This is a genomic window from Ruegeria sp. J8 (assembly GCF_056531925.1).
In genome coordinates this window covers 267,100-284,713 of the sequence record NZ_JBQFMR010000001.1, presented here as the reverse complement: position 1 = coordinate 284,713, position 17,614 = coordinate 267,100, and the positions used below count along the sequence as shown (strand labels likewise).

General features: G+C 53.2%; 14 protein-coding genes. 10 read left to right on the top strand and 4 right to left on the bottom strand.

Translation table 11 applies throughout. The features are described from left to right. Positions 1 to 106: 106 nt before the first annotated feature. Together ACR0L1_RS01380 and ACR0L1_RS01375 are read left to right on the top strand one after the other, a co-directional pair. Positions 107 to 745 (top strand): TetR family transcriptional regulator C-terminal domain-containing protein, encoded by a 639-nt coding sequence (locus ACR0L1_RS01380; protein ID WP_170494734.1) that lies wholly within the window; start codon positions 107 to 109, stop codon positions 743 to 745. Between the two features lie 27 nt (positions 746 to 772). Beyond that, entirely contained in the window at positions 773 to 2,125 is a 1,353-nt protein-coding gene (locus ACR0L1_RS01375) for an MATE family efflux transporter (protein ID WP_480856758.1), read from the top strand. A gap of 21 nt (positions 2,126 to 2,146) precedes the next feature. Here ACR0L1_RS01375 and ACR0L1_RS01370 read toward each other — a convergent pair whose 3' ends face one another. Further along, the gene (locus ACR0L1_RS01370; RefSeq protein ID WP_480856757.1) at positions 2,147 to 3,439 is read right to left on the bottom strand and encodes an NAD(P)/FAD-dependent oxidoreductase; all 1,293 of its coding nucleotides are present in this window, start codon (positions 3,437 to 3,439) and stop codon (positions 2,147 to 2,149) included. 77 nt (positions 3,440 to 3,516) lie between these two features. On the opposite strand from ACR0L1_RS01370, the gene ACR0L1_RS01365 reads away from it, so the two are divergent. The 5 genes from ACR0L1_RS01365 to ACR0L1_RS01345 all read left to right on the top strand — a co-directional run bounded on the left by ACR0L1_RS01365 (position 3,517) and on the right by ACR0L1_RS01345 (position 8,139). Continuing rightward, positions 3,517 to 3,846 (top strand): DUF6614 family protein, encoded by a 330-nt coding sequence (locus ACR0L1_RS01365; protein WP_170463965.1) that lies wholly within the window; start codon positions 3,517 to 3,519, stop codon positions 3,844 to 3,846. Between the two features lie 172 nt (positions 3,847 to 4,018). Then, the gene (locus tag ACR0L1_RS01360) at positions 4,019 to 4,687 is read left to right on the top strand and encodes a TetR/AcrR family transcriptional regulator (protein WP_480857158.1); all 669 of its coding nucleotides are present in this window, start codon (positions 4,019 to 4,021) and stop codon (positions 4,685 to 4,687) included. 75 nt (positions 4,688 to 4,762) lie between these two features. Further along, a complete protein-coding gene (locus ACR0L1_RS01355; RefSeq protein WP_480857156.1) occupies positions 4,763 to 6,829 on the top strand; it encodes an oxidoreductase in 2,067 nt (688 codons plus the stop codon). Positions 6,830 to 6,884: 55 nt separating this feature from the next. Beyond that, the gene (locus tag ACR0L1_RS01350) at positions 6,885 to 7,337 is read left to right on the top strand and encodes a GNAT family N-acetyltransferase (RefSeq protein WP_170353132.1); all 453 of its coding nucleotides are present in this window, start codon (positions 6,885 to 6,887) and stop codon (positions 7,335 to 7,337) included. Positions 7,338 to 7,431: 94 nt separating this feature from the next. Beyond that, positions 7,432 to 8,139, top strand: a complete 708-nt coding sequence (locus ACR0L1_RS01345; RefSeq protein WP_480856754.1) for an IS6 family transposase — start codon at positions 7,432 to 7,434, stop codon at positions 8,137 to 8,139. Positions 8,140 to 8,292: 153 nt separating this feature from the next. Here ACR0L1_RS01345 and ACR0L1_RS01340 read toward each other — a convergent pair whose 3' ends face one another. Further along, positions 8,293 to 9,234: a response regulator gene (locus tag ACR0L1_RS01340; protein WP_170769307.1), complete on the bottom strand. Its 942-nt coding sequence runs from the start codon at positions 9,232 to 9,234 to the stop codon at positions 8,293 to 8,295. A 559-nt stretch (positions 9,235 to 9,793) separates the two neighbouring features. Between ACR0L1_RS01340 and ACR0L1_RS01335 the strand changes: the two genes are divergently transcribed. Both ACR0L1_RS01335 and ACR0L1_RS01330 read left to right on the top strand, forming a co-directional pair. Next, on the top strand, positions 9,794 to 10,543 hold the full coding sequence (locus ACR0L1_RS01335) for an acyl-homoserine-lactone synthase (RefSeq protein ID WP_480856752.1): 750 nt from the start codon (positions 9,794 to 9,796) through the stop codon (positions 10,541 to 10,543). 209 nt (positions 10,544 to 10,752) lie between these two features. Beyond that, on the top strand, positions 10,753 to 11,886 hold the full coding sequence (locus ACR0L1_RS01330; protein WP_480856750.1) for a response regulator: 1,134 nt from the start codon (positions 10,753 to 10,755) through the stop codon (positions 11,884 to 11,886). Between the two features lie 10 nt (positions 11,887 to 11,896). Here the strand turns inward: ACR0L1_RS01330 and ACR0L1_RS01325 are convergent, their stop codons facing one another. Continuing rightward, entirely contained in the window at positions 11,897 to 13,255 is a 1,359-nt protein-coding gene (locus tag ACR0L1_RS01325) for a cytochrome P450 (protein WP_480856748.1), read from the bottom strand. A gap of 271 nt (positions 13,256 to 13,526) precedes the next feature. Here ACR0L1_RS01325 and ACR0L1_RS01320 point away from each other — a divergent pair, with 271 nt between their 5' ends. Further along, entirely contained in the window at positions 13,527 to 14,954 is a 1,428-nt protein-coding gene (locus ACR0L1_RS01320; protein WP_480856746.1) for a sensor histidine kinase, read from the top strand. Between the two features lie 36 nt (positions 14,955 to 14,990). On the opposite strand, the gene ACR0L1_RS01315 is transcribed toward ACR0L1_RS01320, so the two are convergent. Beyond that, positions 14,991 to 17,492 (bottom strand): cadherin repeat domain-containing protein, encoded by a 2,502-nt coding sequence (locus tag ACR0L1_RS01315; RefSeq protein WP_480856745.1) that lies wholly within the window; start codon positions 17,490 to 17,492, stop codon positions 14,991 to 14,993. Positions 17,493 to 17,614 lie beyond the last annotated feature (122 nt).

Here is a 17,614-nt window from a genome sequence, read left to right as displayed (position 1 = left end):
CGGGTGCGCGTTCGTAAAGTTTATTTGAGCGCTCAAATAAATTTCAAGCTATTGACGCATCTTTTTTGCGCGCTGTAGATGGCTGCATTCGTAGGAGGAGCGACAATTGGTCGAAGCTGAGCGGAAACGTCCTCGCAAAGAGAGGAAGGAGAACGCAGATCGTCGTCGCCGGCAGCTGCTGGACGCAGCTTGCCGCTCAATATTGACCCATGGATTGGCAAAAACGACGCTTGCAACAGTCGCGTCTGAGGCAGAGCTTTCTCAGGGTGTTGCGGCATTTTATTTCAAATCAAAGCTAGGTCTTCTGACCGAAACTTTGCGTGACCTGTACCAGCGTTACGAGGAGCACTGGACAGCTTCTTTAGAGCGAGCAGGGGACAAGCCCGCCGAAAAGATAAGGGCTTTGATAAAAGCTGACTTCCACCCTGATGCGTGTGGTCCGGATGTCTTACCCCTTTGGTATGCATTCTGGGGCGAGCTTCGATTTCAACTGCAGTATGATGAAGTTGCCGAGCATTTTGAGACACGTCGAAGAGAGACCTTGAGGTTGATCTGGAAAGAATTGCTCTCAGCAGACGACGTTACTTCAGCAGATCAAATGGCTGAATGGATGGAGACATTAACGGATGGCTATTGGCAACGATTGCATCTCGCTCCGGAAGGCCTGAGCCGAAAGCAGGCGGAGCAAGCTGCCTGGGGATGCCTTGTTCGTTTGGTTCCAGAATTACTTGGAGATACGGCTTAGTCAATTTCGACTGAAAGGCCCAGCAATATGACGCGAGTGCGGATATCGCAGCAGCCTCGGCCATCCTGGGGCGCGATCTTAAAAGAGGCGCGTTACCTTGCGCGGCTTGCTCTTCCGATAGTCATTTCTCTTGCTGCTGCTGCTTTGATTGGTGTCGTTGACACAGTGATGGTGGCCCCGTTGGGCACACTTCCTCTGGCGGCGGTCTCAATTACGGCCTCGGTGCTGATCATTTTCTATTCAGCGCTCTACGGCTTTGTGTCCGCAATTAGTGTGCGCATGGCAGAAGCTTTTGGGAAAACAAGTGACCAAGGGCTGGCAGCAGCAACAAGCGCCGGAATTTTTGTTTCCTTAGTCGTGGGGGCAGTTGGCGCTGTTGCAATGATCTGCCTTAAGCCTGCTCTCTCTTGGATTGGGCAGCCGCCTGAAGTGGTCAGTCTAATAGGCGGGTACTGGATCGCGATGAGCCTTCTTTTGGTGCCCTTCACGGTTTTCTACACGCTTAAGGCTCTCTTTGACGCCATGAACCATCCGTGGATTGGCGTTGGTCTTGCGTTTCTTGCGGTCGGTTTCAACATCCCTTCAAACTATGTTTTGATCCACGGAGTTGGTGGCTGGCCGGGTCTGGGTCTCCTCGGCGCCGGGATGGCAAGTCTGTTGTCTCAGATAGTGCCGTTGATCATAGCGCTCGTGATTTTGCGAGTGTGGAAAAGTAAGAGAGGCCTTCTGAGGCCCGCGAGTTTCGACAGGTCCGAGGTTAAAGCGCAGCTCAAAGAAGGATTCATTATCTCCGTTGGCTATTTGGGGGAGGGGGCCGCTTACGCAGTTGCCGGCCTTATGCTTGGTTGGTTCAGCGCCGCCGCGCTCGCCGCCCATCAAATCGTTTCGGCAGTCAGCGACGTCATTTACATGGTGCCACTAGGCGTTTCGATTGCGATTTCTATACGCGTAGCTCAAGCAATTGGTGCCGATGAAAGAGAAAGGTTGAATCCGATCGTTTTAGCGTCGCTGTTGGTCGTCGTTGGTTGGATGACCGTGGTCGTCACTGGTATTTTGTTTGGCCGTGCCCCTTTGGCAAATAGCCTTTCCGATGACCCAGAAGTCGTTTCTCTTGCGATATCAATGTTCCTTGTGGTTGCAGCAATGCAGATTGCAGATGGTGTGCAAGGGACAATGCTAGGCGCATTTCGGGGCATGATGGACAATCATGTTCCTGTCGCCATTACCCTGATTGCCTATTGGGTCTTTGCTTTGCCGCTTGGATATGCGCTGGGCTTTTGGCTTGGGTTCGGTCCCAACGGAGTTTGGATCGGATACGGCTCAGGTCTCTCATTGGCCGCTATCGCGTTGACCTATCGCTTCTTCTCCCAAAACCGCTAGGCGGCGCTGTTTGCGGGCCTTCTAAAGGCCCAACTTGTCTAAGAGTTTCAGGCGCAGGATTTCTGCTTCGACCAGAGTCTCTTTCGCGAAGGAAAAAGGCAGTGGTCTGAGAGGGGTGACAGGAAATTCCAGCTCGTCTGATTTGGTTCCAGTCGCCCATTTGGCGAGGACGCGCCCCATTGCCGTGGCGATGGCAACGCCGCGCCCATTGTATCCCAAACCTGTCACAATCCCTGGTGCGAGCTCATGCAGATGCGGATAGTGATCTTTAGTCAAAGCAACAAAGCCGCCCCACTCGTATTCCCACTGAACTCCAGATAATTGGGGGAAAAGTTCAACAGAAATGCGTTTCAACCGCTCAATTTGTTTGAGAGTGGACTTGTCGTTGTAGGTACCGCGTCCTCCCATAAGAAAGCGACCTTCCGCGTCTTGCCTGAAGTACAGAAGCAGGCGTCGTGCGTCTGACAAAGCGTTGCCTTCTGGCAGAATTGACTGGCGGACATTGTCGGACAGGGGCGCCGTAGCGACTTGGACCGAACGAACGGGCAAAACGGATTTAGCCAAGCGCGGATGCAGATCTCCAGAATAGGCGTTCGTACAGATCAGCACTTTTTCTGAGATAACCGCTCCTTTGGGAGTTTCAATCCGAAAGCGACCGGCCTCTGACAAAACCTGCTTGGCAGGCGTTCCACCGAAAATTTGCACGCCATTGCGGCGACCTGCTTCGGCCAGCCCAAGTGCATAGTTTAACGGGTGCAAAACACCGCCGCGGCGATCCAGAACGCCGCCAAGGTAAGCTTCGGTCCCGGTCAGTCGCTGCATTTCGCTTTGATCAAGCGATACCATACCCCCGCCGTGGTTGTCCCAATCCTCGGCTAGTTTGTGTAGTTCACTGAGTGTTTTTTTACTATGCGCCGCGCGCAGCCAGCCAGGACGATTTGCGTCGCACTCAATCCCGTGCCGAGTTATTAAGTCAAACACAAGATCGGCGGCGTCACCGGCCATTCGGATCATTCTGGTTCCCCAGATGTCACCAAATTTGGTTTTGATGCCCGTCGGCCCGTCCTTTAGGCCTACATTGATTTGACCGCCATTACGTCCAGAAGCTCCCCAGCCCGGATGATGCGCATCGATGACAACAGCTTTGACGCCTTTCTCGGCTAGGTGAAGTGCTGCCGAAAGCCCGGTAAACCCGGCGCCAATCACGGTCACGTCAGAGTGCTGTTCGCCAACCAATTGTGTGCATTCTGACGAATAGCCTGCTGTTGCTGACCACAGGCTATTTGCAATGACTGGGTTTTCGTTTCGGATCATCTAGTGGCCTCGCGCTTGCCTTGTGGGGGGAACTACGTAGGTTTGGCTCGTGATACTTGCCGGATAGTATGTGACGAATGCCCAGACTTTTGAACCAATTCGAATTGAAACCAACCGTCGAGCTCGATGCATTCGAGCAGGCGTGGAACGCGTTTGTCGAACACTTGATCAAGACGGACCTTGCCGCCGAGGGTACGCCTTTGTGCAGGCGCATCCCCGCAAGTGGCTACGATACCGACGAGCTGCGCAACCATACGCTTATGGCTGTTGTAGAGTTCAGGGATCAATCGCAGGCAGACGCGGCTTGGGCCGCCATTGAAGGCCGCGTTGAGCCTTTAGGGGCTTTGCATCGTAGAGTTATTTCTTTGGTGCACGATCCGGTTTTCACTTTTTGGTCGGAACTCTAGATCTGCGATTGCGTACGTCCGGATGTTTTCACATCATTTTCTCTTTTCCATTGAATGATCGTTCAATCAATGGCATCTATCGCTTAGATGTCAATCGTCCACACGCTGAGTGAGAACGGCTGTTGGGGGCAGGCAAGACAAAAGAAGTGCTTAGTAGATGGGATGCATTTTGGTGAGACAATCGCCAATCGAAAAAACAAACCCTGAGGGACGGCGTCGTACCGAGTCCAAGGAGGTGAGGAGACAACAACTCATCGATGCGACAATCGACTCGATTGCCGAAAACGGGATTGGTGGAACGACCATGTCCACAGTGACCGAGATTGCAGGTTTGTCATTGGGCATCGTCAACTTCCACTTCAAAAGTAAGCAGAACTTGCTGGAAGAAACGTTGCTGTTTCTAGCAAAGGAACACCACGAACAGTGGTTGGAAGCCTTTGACAATGCAGGATTGTCAGCGCCTGAAAAATTGTTGGCGATCGTCGATGCGCACTTTTACCCTCAGATTTGCACGCCAAAAAAGCTAGCTGTTTGGTTTGCGTTTTTTGGAGAGGCAGGACGGCGCGAAGTCTATCGCAGTCTGATCAATGACATCGATCAGGAGCGGTACGACGTAGCACTGAGACTGTGTTCAGAGATTGCTGAAGACGGTGGATACAAGGACATGCCGCCAAGGCAAGTCGTCAATATTCTGGAATCTCTGTACGACGGAATCTGGTTGGAGCTTTTGACCTATCCCGAGAACTTTCAACGTTCGGTTGCCCGGGATCACATTGCCGCCTTTCTTGCCAAGGTCTACCCAGATCACTTTCGAATGCCCGCGTTCAAAAACGGTGGTTGAAACATAGCGGCTTTCAAACCGGACACTCCAGACAAGATCAGCCAGCGCATGGCGCAGCCAACCAAGGATCAAAAAATGGATAGGGACCCTCGCTACGATATCCTTTTCGAACCGGTTCAAATCGGGCCAGTTACTGCGCCAAATCGGTTCTATCAGGTGCCGCACTGTACAGGTATGGGTTGGCAATATCCGCGTACTCTTGCTGCAATGCGAAAAGTGAAGGCGCAAGGGGGGTGGGGCGTCATATGCACAGAGTATAACTCGATCCACCCGTCGTCTGATGACCTACCGCATCCTTATGCTTCGCTTTGGGATGAAAGTGATGTTCGGGCGCACACACTTATGACCGATGCCGTACACGAATACGGTAGCCTGGCAGGTGCTGAGCTTTGGTACGGAGGCGCCAACTCGAACAACTTGTTTTCCCGGTTGCCGAGCATGGACGTCGACAGCCGTCCCAATACGAAAGGGCACCCTTTTCAGACCCGTGCAATGGACAAGCAGGACATCCGGGATCTACGCCGCTGGCATCGAAAGGCCGCATTTAGGGCACGGGACGCTGGATTTGACGTTGTCTATGTCTATGCAACGCACGGATACCTGATCTCGAATTTTTTGCATCCGCGCGTGAATACGCGCGGTGACGAATATGGTGGCAACTTAGAAAATAGGGTGCGTCTCACCCGAGAATTGATTCAGGAAACCAAGGACGCCGTTGGCGACCGGTGCGCCGTGGCCGTTCGGTTCTCGGCTGACGAAGAGATCGGCGAGGATGGCCAGCCAATCTATGGTGAGCGACGAGAGATGTTTGAGATGCTCTCCGATCTTCCGGATTTGTGGGATATCAACATCGCAGATTACTCGGTTGAGATGGGTGTCTCCCGTTTTACTAAAGAAGCTGCTCTTGAACCCTATATGCATTGGGTCAAGTCCGTGACGGATAAGCCCGTCGTGACCGTTGGTCGCTTCACGTCACCTGATACCATGGTCTCGCAAGTCAGGCGGGGGATTACGGATTTCATTGGGGCTGCACGCCCCTCAATCGCTGATCCTTACCTTCCAAAGAAGATCGAAGAAGGACGCTTGTCCGCGATCCGCGAGTGTATCGGATGCAATGTTTGTTACGCCAGTGACTCGATAGGGGTACCTATTCGATGCACTCAGAACCCAACAATGGGAGAGGAGTGGCGCAAAGGCTGGCACCCTGAAATCATTCGTAAGAAATCCTCAGATGCGCGCGTCTTGATTGTCGGGGCAGGCGCTGCCGGACTGGAAGCGGCACGGGCACTTGGCGTGCGTGGGTATGATGTCCAATTGGCGGAAGCTACTCGTGAGTTGGGTGGCAGGGTCTCGCGCGAAGCGGCTCTGCCTGGAATGAGCGAGTACATTCGCGTCAAAGATTATCGCGAGCAGCAAGTGATGGAGATGCCCAACGTTGAAATCTACCGTGAAAGCCCGCTGACAGTTGACGATATCTTGGCCGTCGATGCTGACCACGTTGCGATCGCAACCGGCGCGACTTGGCGAAAAGAGTATTTTGACGAAGAACGTTTCGCCCCGGTCGCAAAAGGGTCAGCCTTAGGTCGGGTCTTTACTCCCGATGACATCATGGATGGGAATCTTCCCATTGGACCAACGCTCGTTTTTGATGGTGATGGCTACTACATGGCCAGTGTTGTTGCTGAAAAAATCGGAACGCAGGGACATGCCGTCACGCTGGTCACACCGTTTGACAGTGTTTCTGACTGGGCAAGAAATACGTCCGAACGTTGGCGCATCAGAACGCATTTGCTTCGCTTAGGGGTCGAGGTCCTGCCGTCAAAGTCGCTTAAGCAATTTGATGGCGAAATCGCAGAGTTGGAGTGCGCCTATGGCGGTCCAAATGTGAATGTTCCGGTTGCCAACATAGTGATGGTTACTGCTCGGAAGCCAAATGATGGTCTCTACAGGGGATTACTGGGGCGGGCGAGTTCCGAGGATTTGCCGTTCAGCCTTCGTCGCATAGGAGATTGCGACGCTCCGGCGATAATTGCGGCAGCGGTTTATTCAGGCCATCGATACGCGCAGGAATTGGACGAAGCAGTGGATGAGGACATTCCACTTAGACATGATCGTCTGGATGTCCGGCAGCAGCCGATTTGACTGCGCTGGACGATCTCGGTTGTACGCACTCAAGGGAACGCAGGAGAAATCACCCATGCCGGAAGGCTTAATCATCCGTCCGCTTGAATTGAAAGACAACGAAGAGTGGCGGCGCTTATGGACGGCATACTTGGATTTCTACGAGACCTCTGTCTCAGAAGAAGTCTACGAGGTTTCGTTCAACAGATTGTTGTCAACAGATGCAGGTGAATACAATTGCCTCATCGCTGAGTTAGAAGGGAAACCGGTTGGACTAGCGCACTACCTTTACCATAGGTTCATGTGGTCGGTGGAGGATACCTGTTATTTGATGGATCTCTTCGCTGATCAGCAGGTTAGAGGAAAAGGTGTTGGTCGAGCTCTAATCGAAACTGTCTTCCAGATCGCCAAGCAGGACGGTGTTCCGACCACCTACTGGACAACTCAAGAATTTAATTATCCCGGTCGAGTTCTGTACGACAAAGTCGCTAAGAGAACGCCATTTATAGTTTATGAAAAAGATGAATAATTGGTAGCGACTTGCCAGAAAAACTCGTCTTAGCGCTGGTCTTGTCAGAAGAACTTGTCTTGAGGCAGGCAGGACGGTTGCGTAGCTTTTGGCCATGACCAAACCTGCCTCTTTCAAGTACTTCAAAACCAGTCCCGAGGTCATCCGCCTTGCGGTGATGCTGTACATCCGTTTCCCGCTCTCGCTTCGAAATGTCGAAGATCTGTTGCACGAGCGAGGCATCGACGTGAGCCACGAAACCGTCCGATATTGGTGGAACAGGTTTGGTCCAATGTTTGCAGCTGAGATCCGACGGAAGCGTGTGCAGCAGCTGCGCGCGTTCTCGAAATGGAAGTGGCACGTGGACGAGGTTTTCGTAAAGATGAATGGCAAGCGACATTATCTGTGGCGTGCAGTAGATCACGAAGGTGAAGTGCTGGAAGCAGTTGTCACCAAGCGCCGAAACAAGGCTGCAGCACTAAAATTTCTCAGGAAATTGATGAAACGGCACGGTTGCGCCAAGGAGGTCGTCACAGATCGCTTCGCTTCCTACAAGGCTGCGCTCAGAGAAATAGGCGCGTTCGAAAAACAACAGACGGGCAGGTGGCTCAACAACCTCGCCGAGAATTCACACCTGCCGTTTCGACGACGCGAACGCGCGATGCAGCGTTTCAGGCGCATGCGAAGTCTACAGAAATTCGCCTCCGTCCATTCCTCCGTCTACAATCACTTCAACCAGGAAAGATCGCTAGCCAGTCGAGACACCTTCAAGCTGACCCGCGCCGCCGCTCTTAGCGAGTGGCGTCAGCTTTGTTCCGGATAGGTTCGCGGTTTCCGCGGCAAACTGAGACTGGTTCGAATTCGTCTGACAGCACCGCCACTCATGATACATCTTGGTCGAATTGAACGACGAAAAGCCGGGCAAACCTGTGGTCAGCCCGGCCTTGCGAGATTTTTCAGTTTCAGAAGAAAGGGTTCAGCCGAACCTGACCAAAGGGCCATCCTGAATTTCTGAAAGTTCAACAGCCTTGTCGATCAGGAACAGAGCTTCCATCTTCGACGAAGCATTCAGCGAGACGTCCTCACCGACGTGGTATGATATACCCGCATTAGCCAGAAGCTCTCCGGCGTCGGTGCCAGGCAGGCGTGACAGGCGCAAGCTCAGTTCTTGCGCGTTCAGGCCCTTTTTGCGGTCGTGAATCAGAAGGAACACACCATTGCCCCAATAGGTCGCGAAGTTGCGGCCATCCTTGGAGGATGTCAGTAGCGCCTCGCCTGCAACCGCCATGATCTCGCGGAATTCGGTTGATGTGCTGAGGCCGAAGATCTCTTCGACTTCGTTGACCTTGATGGCCAGCATTTTGGACGTTCTGGCGTGCATGGTTGCCAGTTGAACCACGTAATTTTCGAACTCGGCCAGACCTATGCAGCCAGGCAGATCGCCGAAATAGAGCGGATCGCTCAGGCGGAAATTCGGATTCACCTCGGAATCGTTTTGCGCGTAGACATCCGCCTCGAGCACTTCGATCGCGGCACGCCGTTCGGCAGCCAGTCGATACGCATCCGAAAGACGCTGTTTTAGGTCGGCAAACTCGAACGGTTTGGTGACATAGTCCGTGGCGCCAACCTCGAACGCTTCGTCGATATACTGTTTCTGCACCATGGCGGTGACCATGATAATTGGGGTAAAGCGATAATCCGGCAGTTTGCGCGCTTCTTCGCACAAAGTAATACCGTTCATCTCGGGCATTTGCACATCAAGCAGCAGACAGTCGAATACCTGATCCGTTTCGGACAGGACTTTAATCGCCTCTTGACCGCTGCGTGCGGTTACCACGTCTTCATAACCGAAGGCGCCCAATACACAGATCAACAGCTCAAGAATGCTTGGGTCGTCGTCTACGGCAAGTATACGCATAACAAATCACCAGGTTTTGCCACCGAACCATCCTTTTGCTTTGCAGACTTCCGGCAAAGGACGGCAGGCGAGTGGATTTTCAGGTGCGTTCAGGCTGTCCGAGAAAAACGGCAAAAGATTGACGGGTCAGAGGCACCTATGTGTCCGATTAATCATTTTTTCATTAAGCGCGGATTTAATGAACATTAGGATCAACATGGAATTTGCCAATCATTTCGACCGCTCGGGCAGGAGCTTTTACACCCTGTTGCAACGGAGTTGACGTGTCGTGATCGCGAAAAATTCATGTTTGCCGCTCCAAGTTCCACCCAGTTAGTTGGAAAACCCAGAAAATTCTCTTATGTTCAAAGAGTTGTGAGCGGCTAACTGTCTGCATCTGGCGCAGGAAATCCACAAAAAAATCAAACAAAATGGCGAATAAGCTAAAACTTAGCAGCCAAAAATGAAGGGTGGAGGTGATTTGGCCACACATGGGCTTCAATCATAAGGCGAACAGCACTAAGTTGTAGACTTGGTGTCCGGCATCTTGGCATAAGTGTGTCAAAAATAAGAGCAAAATATGGATCGACCACTCCAGTACGAGCAGGCCTACCCGGCGTCCAAAGTTTTTCCGGACCTTGAGCCTGCCAATGACGCTGCGGCTGCGCCCAGGCCTGCGCCGCGGCGACGGTTGTTTTCGCTCAAGCGAAGCCAGCCGTCCCGTCAGGAAAAGCTGGGTGAGATTCGTGCGACGACGATGAGTTTTCGCAACATGCATGAATATGGCACGCTGCTGTCCAAGTATCTGGAAACCCGCAAGTCGATTTTCATCGACCGCCTGAACTGGCAGATCGGGCAGGTAGATGGCATGGAGTTCGATCAATACGACACACCCGCCTGTCGCTGGGTCGTTCTGCATGAATTCGGCGAGGTTCTGGGCGGCGTGCGCCTTTTGCCGACAACCGCGCGCTGCGGGATTTACTCCTATATGTTGCGGGATGCGCAGCAGGGGAATTTGCCGGGTATGCCAACGGATGTCCTTTTTTTCGAGGCTCCAGTTGCCCCCAATGTCTGGGAGGCATCGCGGTTTTTCATCACCGACAGCGTGCCGTCCTCACGTCGTATGGCCGTGCAACAAGAGTTGTTCTATCAAATGACTGTGACAGCCGCCGAGGGTGGAGCGACGCGCATTCTTGGAATTGTACCGTCAGTCTGGGCGCGCTGGTCGCGGCGGCTTGGGGTAGGGGCCGCGCCGGTTGGGGCGAAGTTCTCGATCGAAGGGACCTATAGCCAGTCGGTCTTGTTCAATATCAATCGGCAATCGCCATAGAGCGCAGTTAAGGTGCTGGAAAGCATGTTAAACACGGGGTTGGCCTGCGTGTTCCTTGTCACTTGATGCGAGGCCAGTGGCCGGTTTTGACAAAATAAGGCCCAGAAATGAACACGTTTCGCGGCGTTTTTTACCGTTTTCGCCGCGGTTTTGTCCTAGTCGTTCAATAGGTTGGGACCGTTAAACAAGTTGAAAACGGTTTACCAGTCATGAAACACTCCAACCCGGACAGTGAACAGTTCCAGCGGAAACTGGAAATCCGCGCGTTGCAAAAGACCAAGCTGCGCGTCTTGGTGGTTGATGATGAACCCAGCATTCTGGAGCTGTTGCAGGCCGCGTTGGCCGAGTTTGAGAATTGCGATATTTCAGCTGCATCCTCGGCCTCTGAAGCCCTGGCGCTGATCGAGGCCACCGGAACGCCGTTTGACTGTTTCCTGCTGGATATTCAAATGCCCGGTATTAACGGAATCGAATTGCTGCGGCGTATTCGACAAATGCCCGAACATGCCGATGCGCCGGCGATCATGCTGACCGCGATGAGCGATAGAAAACATGTGGAAGAAGCGTTTCTGGAAGGCGCGTTCGACTATGTTACCAAACCGTTTGATTTCTTCGAGCTGCGCAGCCGGATGAACGCGGCGCATCTTTTGATGCAAGAACGTATCAAGGCGCGCCGCAGCTCGGCCTCGGTGCAGAGCCTTCGGGCTGAACTTGACAGCACACAGCAGTTCAGCTTTGATGATCCATTGTCAATCGACGGGCTCGAACGGTGCCTACGATATGTTGAGTTCGACAATTACATCGAACAACTTTCGCGGGGATGTCTGTACGATTCATGGGTCGTTGCCGTCAAACTTCAGGATGCTGACTTCCGGTTCGATCTTAACGATTTCAGTGCGTTCCGCCGTGCGATTTCCGATTTGGGACGCTCCATCGAAAAGACGACCAAGCTATCGCAAGCAGTGTTCTCGTACCGGGGTAGCGGCGTGTTTCTCGTCGTCGTGCATGGCCGCGAGGCCGCATCCGACCTGCCTGCCGAAGAAGAATTGAACCAGCTTTTTGGCGCGATGCTGGCGGACCGAGGTGTCTCGGGGTCGGTTCGGGCTGTCAAAGGAGCCGCTATTGCCATGCGGTCTATTTCCAAGTCAGGGGCATTCTCAGCAATGAATAACGCGATCGAAAAGGTGCAGGAACGGGAAGTGGCCCTTCGCAAGGTCGAAGCGCCCGAGGCAGAACTGCCTAGCAAATCTAACGTGGTGAAGATGGACAGGCCACGTACCAGCCTGTTCGAGACCGTTTTGCAGGAGATGTACGGCAGCCAGACCTATCTGGCCCGCAAGTAAGGCTTGGGCCTCAGGCGCGGGCCGCGTTCAACATCATGGGACCGCTGGTGCGCATGGTGAACGTCAGGACCGGCTCGGGCATCGGAGCCGATGACATCGAGAAATGAATGTCTCGCAGAACCGACGCCATCAGAACCATAATCTCGGTCTCGGCATATTGCGCGCCAATACAGATGCGAGGGCCATCACCGAAGGGGATATATTGCCCACGCGGAGGCGGAGCACCCAAAAAGCGTTGGGGTCTGTACTGATCAGGCTCTTCCCACAGCTTTTCATTGCGGTGAAGTGAATAGACCGGGAAAAACAACGCGTCACCTGGTTCGATCTTGATCCCTTTGATCTCCACCGCTGCCTCAGCATCGCGCGCAAAAAACGCAGCCGAAGGGTACAGGCGCAACGTCTCTTTGATATGCGCGCGCAACAGCGGCATGTGTTCGAGATGCGAGAATTCGATTTTGTCTTCAGGGCAGGCTGTTCGAATCTCATCCCGGATTCTGTGCTGCATCTCGGGGTAGAGCGCCAGCAGGTAGTATCCCCAAGCCATCGCATTGGCCGAGGTCTCATGCCCCGCGACAACAAAGGTCAGCAGGTTGTCGACCGTGGTTTCCAGATCTTCGAAGTCTTCCTTAAGCGCGTCGATCATCAGGTCTAGGAAATCTTGCGGCTTCTCTCGGCCTTCGGCGCGGCGCTGCTCGATTACAGTGCGTGCCAAATCGCGCATCGTAGTGACGGGGGCGGTGCTGCGCAGCCATTTGCGGCGGGGCAGCCATTTGGGCAGGCCCATCAGGTCGAACAGAGAGATATCGGAAATATAGTTAAAATAGGCGATCAAACCCACGCGGATTTGTTCGGAGCTGACCTCTTCATTGCCGGAAAAGATCACACGAGAGATATTCGTCAGCGTCGAAGCCGGTGCGACCTGCGCTATGTCCACAGGACCTTCGTTCTCAGCTAACGACGCGGCGATCTCGGAGCCAGTTTCGGCAAAGTGGCGCGACAAGACAGGCAAGTTCCGGGCCGCGAAAAGCGGCGAGTAGCGCTGTCGTTGTTTGCGCCATTTCTCACCTTCGGACAGGATCAGACCATTGCCAACGGCGGAGCCGATGATGTCTTTTGTGAACTTGGCCTTTGGAAAACGGCGGCCTTTGCCAACAAGCAATTCGGTCACCATTTCGGGGTCGCATATATAATGGATGTTCAACGGACCACGCACATAGGTCTGCTGAATCGTCTCAATCGGGATAACCTCAAGCATGTTGCGCCCGGCTGATCGGGCGAATTGCAACAACGATACGGGCTTTTCTGCCAGTCGGGCCGAAACCGGTGTCACGTCGGCCTGCCTCATTTCCTGCATACCAATTGCGGTCATGCTGCTCATCCTTCAGGTTCATTGGCCCCTGGGCAGAAACATTTAGTTTCAAAACACGCAAAGAATCAATGAAATCGTTAACTTACCGCCATGTGTTTCCGGACTGTGTCATATTAGACTCCGTCACTGATGCTGATATGAGAACAGTGACTATTAACAATACACATCGCGTTTTGAGATTATTGCCAAACTGTGAACCAATTTCGGACCAACTGCGTCCTCATTGTGCCTGTAGTTCAAGGAGAACAGTGCCACAATTGAAGACGACGTGATGACGATCACAGAAACGACACCGCCGATCGAGCTCTCGGAAGAGCCTGTCGATCAGCTGCTACAGAACATCAAAGACTACACCGCCATGAGCTTTGCGCTGCTTTGGCAGCGGCAAGCGATTTTTCTGGCGACGACCATTCTGACGGGCTTCTTCTTCGACTCGCTCAACGCGATCCTGTTCTATGGCACGATCCTGATATGCGAAGCGCAAGACCTGTATCTTGCTAAACGTGTGGCGCGCCTGCGGCGCGATGAACGGCGCGCGATTGCGATGATGGTCGCGTGGATATTGCTGAACACGATCCTAAGCGCCGCTGCCATTTGCCTCTATGCGGTGTCAGTTGCGTTCAAACAGCCGTCGGGGGGGCACTTCACCCCCTTGTTCTTCCTGTTTGCGGCCGCGCTTTTTGCGGCGATGAACAACCATCAGTTCGTCTGGGCCATGATCGTGCGGCTGGCCATGTATGGCGTGTCGTTCATGGTGATCGTCGTTACCGATATCTGGATTGAACAACCCGACCTGTCGTCGGAACTTTGGCTGCATTTCTTCACGGTCGTCTTCGTGATGTACTTTTTGATCGACTGTTCGTTGGTCTTTCTTAAGCTTTATCGAAAAAATCTAGAGCAGCTTGAAAAACTAAGGGAAGAGCACGAACGTACCAAGGCGGCCTATATCGCCAAGACACAGTTCATTTCTACGGTTAGTCACGAATTGCGCACGCCGCTGACCTCTATCAAGGGATCGCTGGACCTGATCAACACAGGCGCGATGGGCGAGGTGCCTGAAAAGATGCAAAAACTTGTCGATCTGGCTGCGCGCAACAGTGAGCGGCTGGCGTCGCTGATCAATGACGTACTCGATATTCAGAAGATGGAAGCGGGTGAGATGGTCTTTCGGCAAACTGCGATTGATGTTCGTCCTCTTGTGCAAGAAGCCATTGCGGCCAATCTGGGTTATGCCAGTGCCCATAACGTAGTGATTGAAGAGAATGTCGACGGCCAAGCCGATCTGCAAATACGCGGGGATACATCGCGCCTGATTCAGGTGCTGACCAATATAATTTCGAATGCTGCCAAGTTCTCTTTCGATGGTGGCTCGATCACCGTCGGCTACAAGCAGGTTGGCGGCCGCGTGCGGATTTTTGTAAAGGATCAGGGGATCGGTATCCCCGAGGGAAGCCGAGACAAAGTTTTCGACCGCTTTTCGCAGATTGATTCATCTGATGAACGCCACGCCGGAGGTACAGGTCTTGGAATGAACATTTCCAAGGAAATCGTGGAACAGTTTGGTGGCACGATCGACTACTACAGCACACTAGGCGTCGGAACCGAATTTTTCGTAGAGTTTCCCATCCTGGAACCGCGTAACAGGCCTGCAAAAGGACATGGACTTACTGATCTGCCGAAAATCATACGATCCAACTAGGCCGTCCATTTGGATCAGCCTTGGCCCAAAATTACTTCACCAGTCGAAACGCTCATAGACTTGTGTATCTAGTGCCGAAACTTGCGGGCTGTCAGGTAGTGTCACTGTCTCGGACAGGACATCTGTTTCTTGGGCTATATCCTGAGCCTCCGGTGCCATGTCCCAAGGTTGAGAGGCCATATCAGTTTCCGTCGCGTCGGCGAGTACAGATGCATCCATTCTTTCGGACTCCGCGCCCACTGGTTCTGATCCTCCGACAGTGAGTTGTACCGGCATTTCTATTCTGTCCACTAAGTCGGGATCGTTGCGATCAGAGATTGCGAGTTCGAGGTTGATACTACCTTCGAATCCAGCGGGCGGGGAAATTTCCAAACTCGAAAGGTCCCTGCTATCCAAATTGACCACTTCTCCATCCGATAACAATGAGGCTTCGCCACTAACGAAGAGAGTGTTTTCGGGTGCGCCGTCCAACAAAATCGTCGCGCGCTCACTGGCTTCCGCTATGTCGATTTTTAGAGCTATAGTTCCACCTTCTTCGGCTGAGAGAATTCCGCTGACCTGAATTTCGGGCGCGTCTGAACTTTCTCCTTCCGGCCGGTTGTCTGGACCTGTTTCCAAAGCGGTGGTCGGCGCGCTTTCATCGAAAGAGCGTTGGACTTCCTGATCACGGTTTTTGGCTTTTGAGTAGCTTTGACTTGCGGAATTGTTTTTTGACGCCAGACTGCTGGCGATTGCAGCCTCGGGCATGTCGGCAACAGTGATCGAGATTGTCTCGGTTCGGCTTAAACCACCTGCGTCGATCACTGATACATCGATGTCAATCGAGGCTGCTACTTCATAGTCCAAGGCGACACCAGGCTTCAGTCGCAACTGGTTGCCGACCACTTCGAACCGATCATCCGAAACTTCGAACCGGTGTATGTCATTTGCATCGGGATCAGTGAAACTCAGATACCCAACGATGGCGCCTTCGGTATTTTCTGCGACCGAAAGCTGAGCCTCTGTCAGGGTGATGTTGTCGACCAGGGCGCCGTAGCTGTCATTTTGACTTTCTGGTTCACGGAGTTCCAGCGTGTCCTGGCCAGAGCCGACCACCTGAAGCTGGAACGTTTCCCAATCGGACGATTGTGGATCCAGTTCGCCGACCAACTGTCCGTTCCAATATACTTCGACCGTGTCGGTGCCACCGGATAGGCGCTCTCGCAGGTCAATGCCCAAATCGTAAAGCTGCCCGTCTTCAGTCTCAATCGTCTGGGAAATACTGTCGACGCCCCTTGCGTGGTCCAACTCCAACAATTGGTCCCCATGTGAAGCCTTGGTCCCCCATAGATTATCCCAGATTTCAAGGCCATGAGCGTCGGTCCATCCCCCAGAGTCGTCATTGTCGAAGCCGCGCCATCTGCCACGGTCGAGGTCGAATTCTTCAAAGCTTCCGTTTGCGACCAGATTGTCTGTTGCATTGCCAATGGACAAGTCGACCGGGGCTTCGTTGATGTCTTGGATATCCACTACGAAGGTTTCAGAAACACTCAGCCCGCCGGCGTCGATAGCTGTCACCTCAAGCTCGATCTGTTGGGTGGTCTCAAAGTCAATGTCCACCTCAGGCTTGAGGCGTAACTTTCCATCAACAACTTCGAAACGGTCGTCCGAGACTTCGAAGCTGTGGCTGTCGCTCTTGTCCGGATCAATCACCGAAATCTCTCCAACCACGGCACCGGCTGCATTTTCTGCCACAGTTGAATTGCTGAGCGAAACGCCCTCGGGCCCTTCGTTCACATCCAGCACCTCGATGGTGAAGGTTTGCGTCAAGCTGAACCCGTGCGCGTTTGTGGCCGTCACGTCCACTTCGATCTGGGCTGCATCTTCATGGTCCAGCGATACTTCGGGTTTTATTCGCAGCTCTCCATCTATAGTTTCAAACCGATCGTCCGAGACGGTAAATTCATGCGCGTCGCTGCTATTTGGATCAATGACGGTGAGGGTGCCAATCGCTGCACCAGACGCATTCTCTGCGACGGTCGCGTTGTCCAGATTTAGCGCGTCAGGCGCAAGGTCAACCTCCTGTTCTGGAGGAGGCACTGCGCTGGGACCACTGGAAACCGGGGCAGCGATTCTTGGCGGAACATCCGGAATTTCTGGAACCGTCGGAGAGCCCTCCGTGTTTGAGGTGTTGAGCTTCGAAAAAGGCTCATTGGCGGATCCTGAAAAAGAAGAGGGTGCTTCAGGTGCATCTGGAGCAGCGCGCGTTTGCACAGTTTTCTGGCCATCAATGACGGCCTGTGCTTGAGGAAGCGAGCGTTCGGCGCTGATGAAGTCGTCGCGCGCAGAAGGCATGTCTGCTTTCTCAGGTGCACCGTTTTGATGCAGCCTTTCGTCTATCGTTCCTTCGACCCGTTCCCCTGTGTGCAAAGTGCTACGGGTCGGATCCTCTTGGATCGAAACGCCGCGCGTAACGTGAGAGACGATCTCGGCTTTGTCGTTCAGTTCGGTTTGTGCGGAATTAATCTGATGCTCAAGATATTGCCCGGCTTTTTGCATTGATCTGATCCCCGTTTGTTCCCCTGATTCCGGCCCATCAGTACCATAGGTTGTTACTGCGATTGCGACTTAAGTATTTAAAAATTAAACGGAATAATCCACAGTTCTCGATCGGAGTTTAC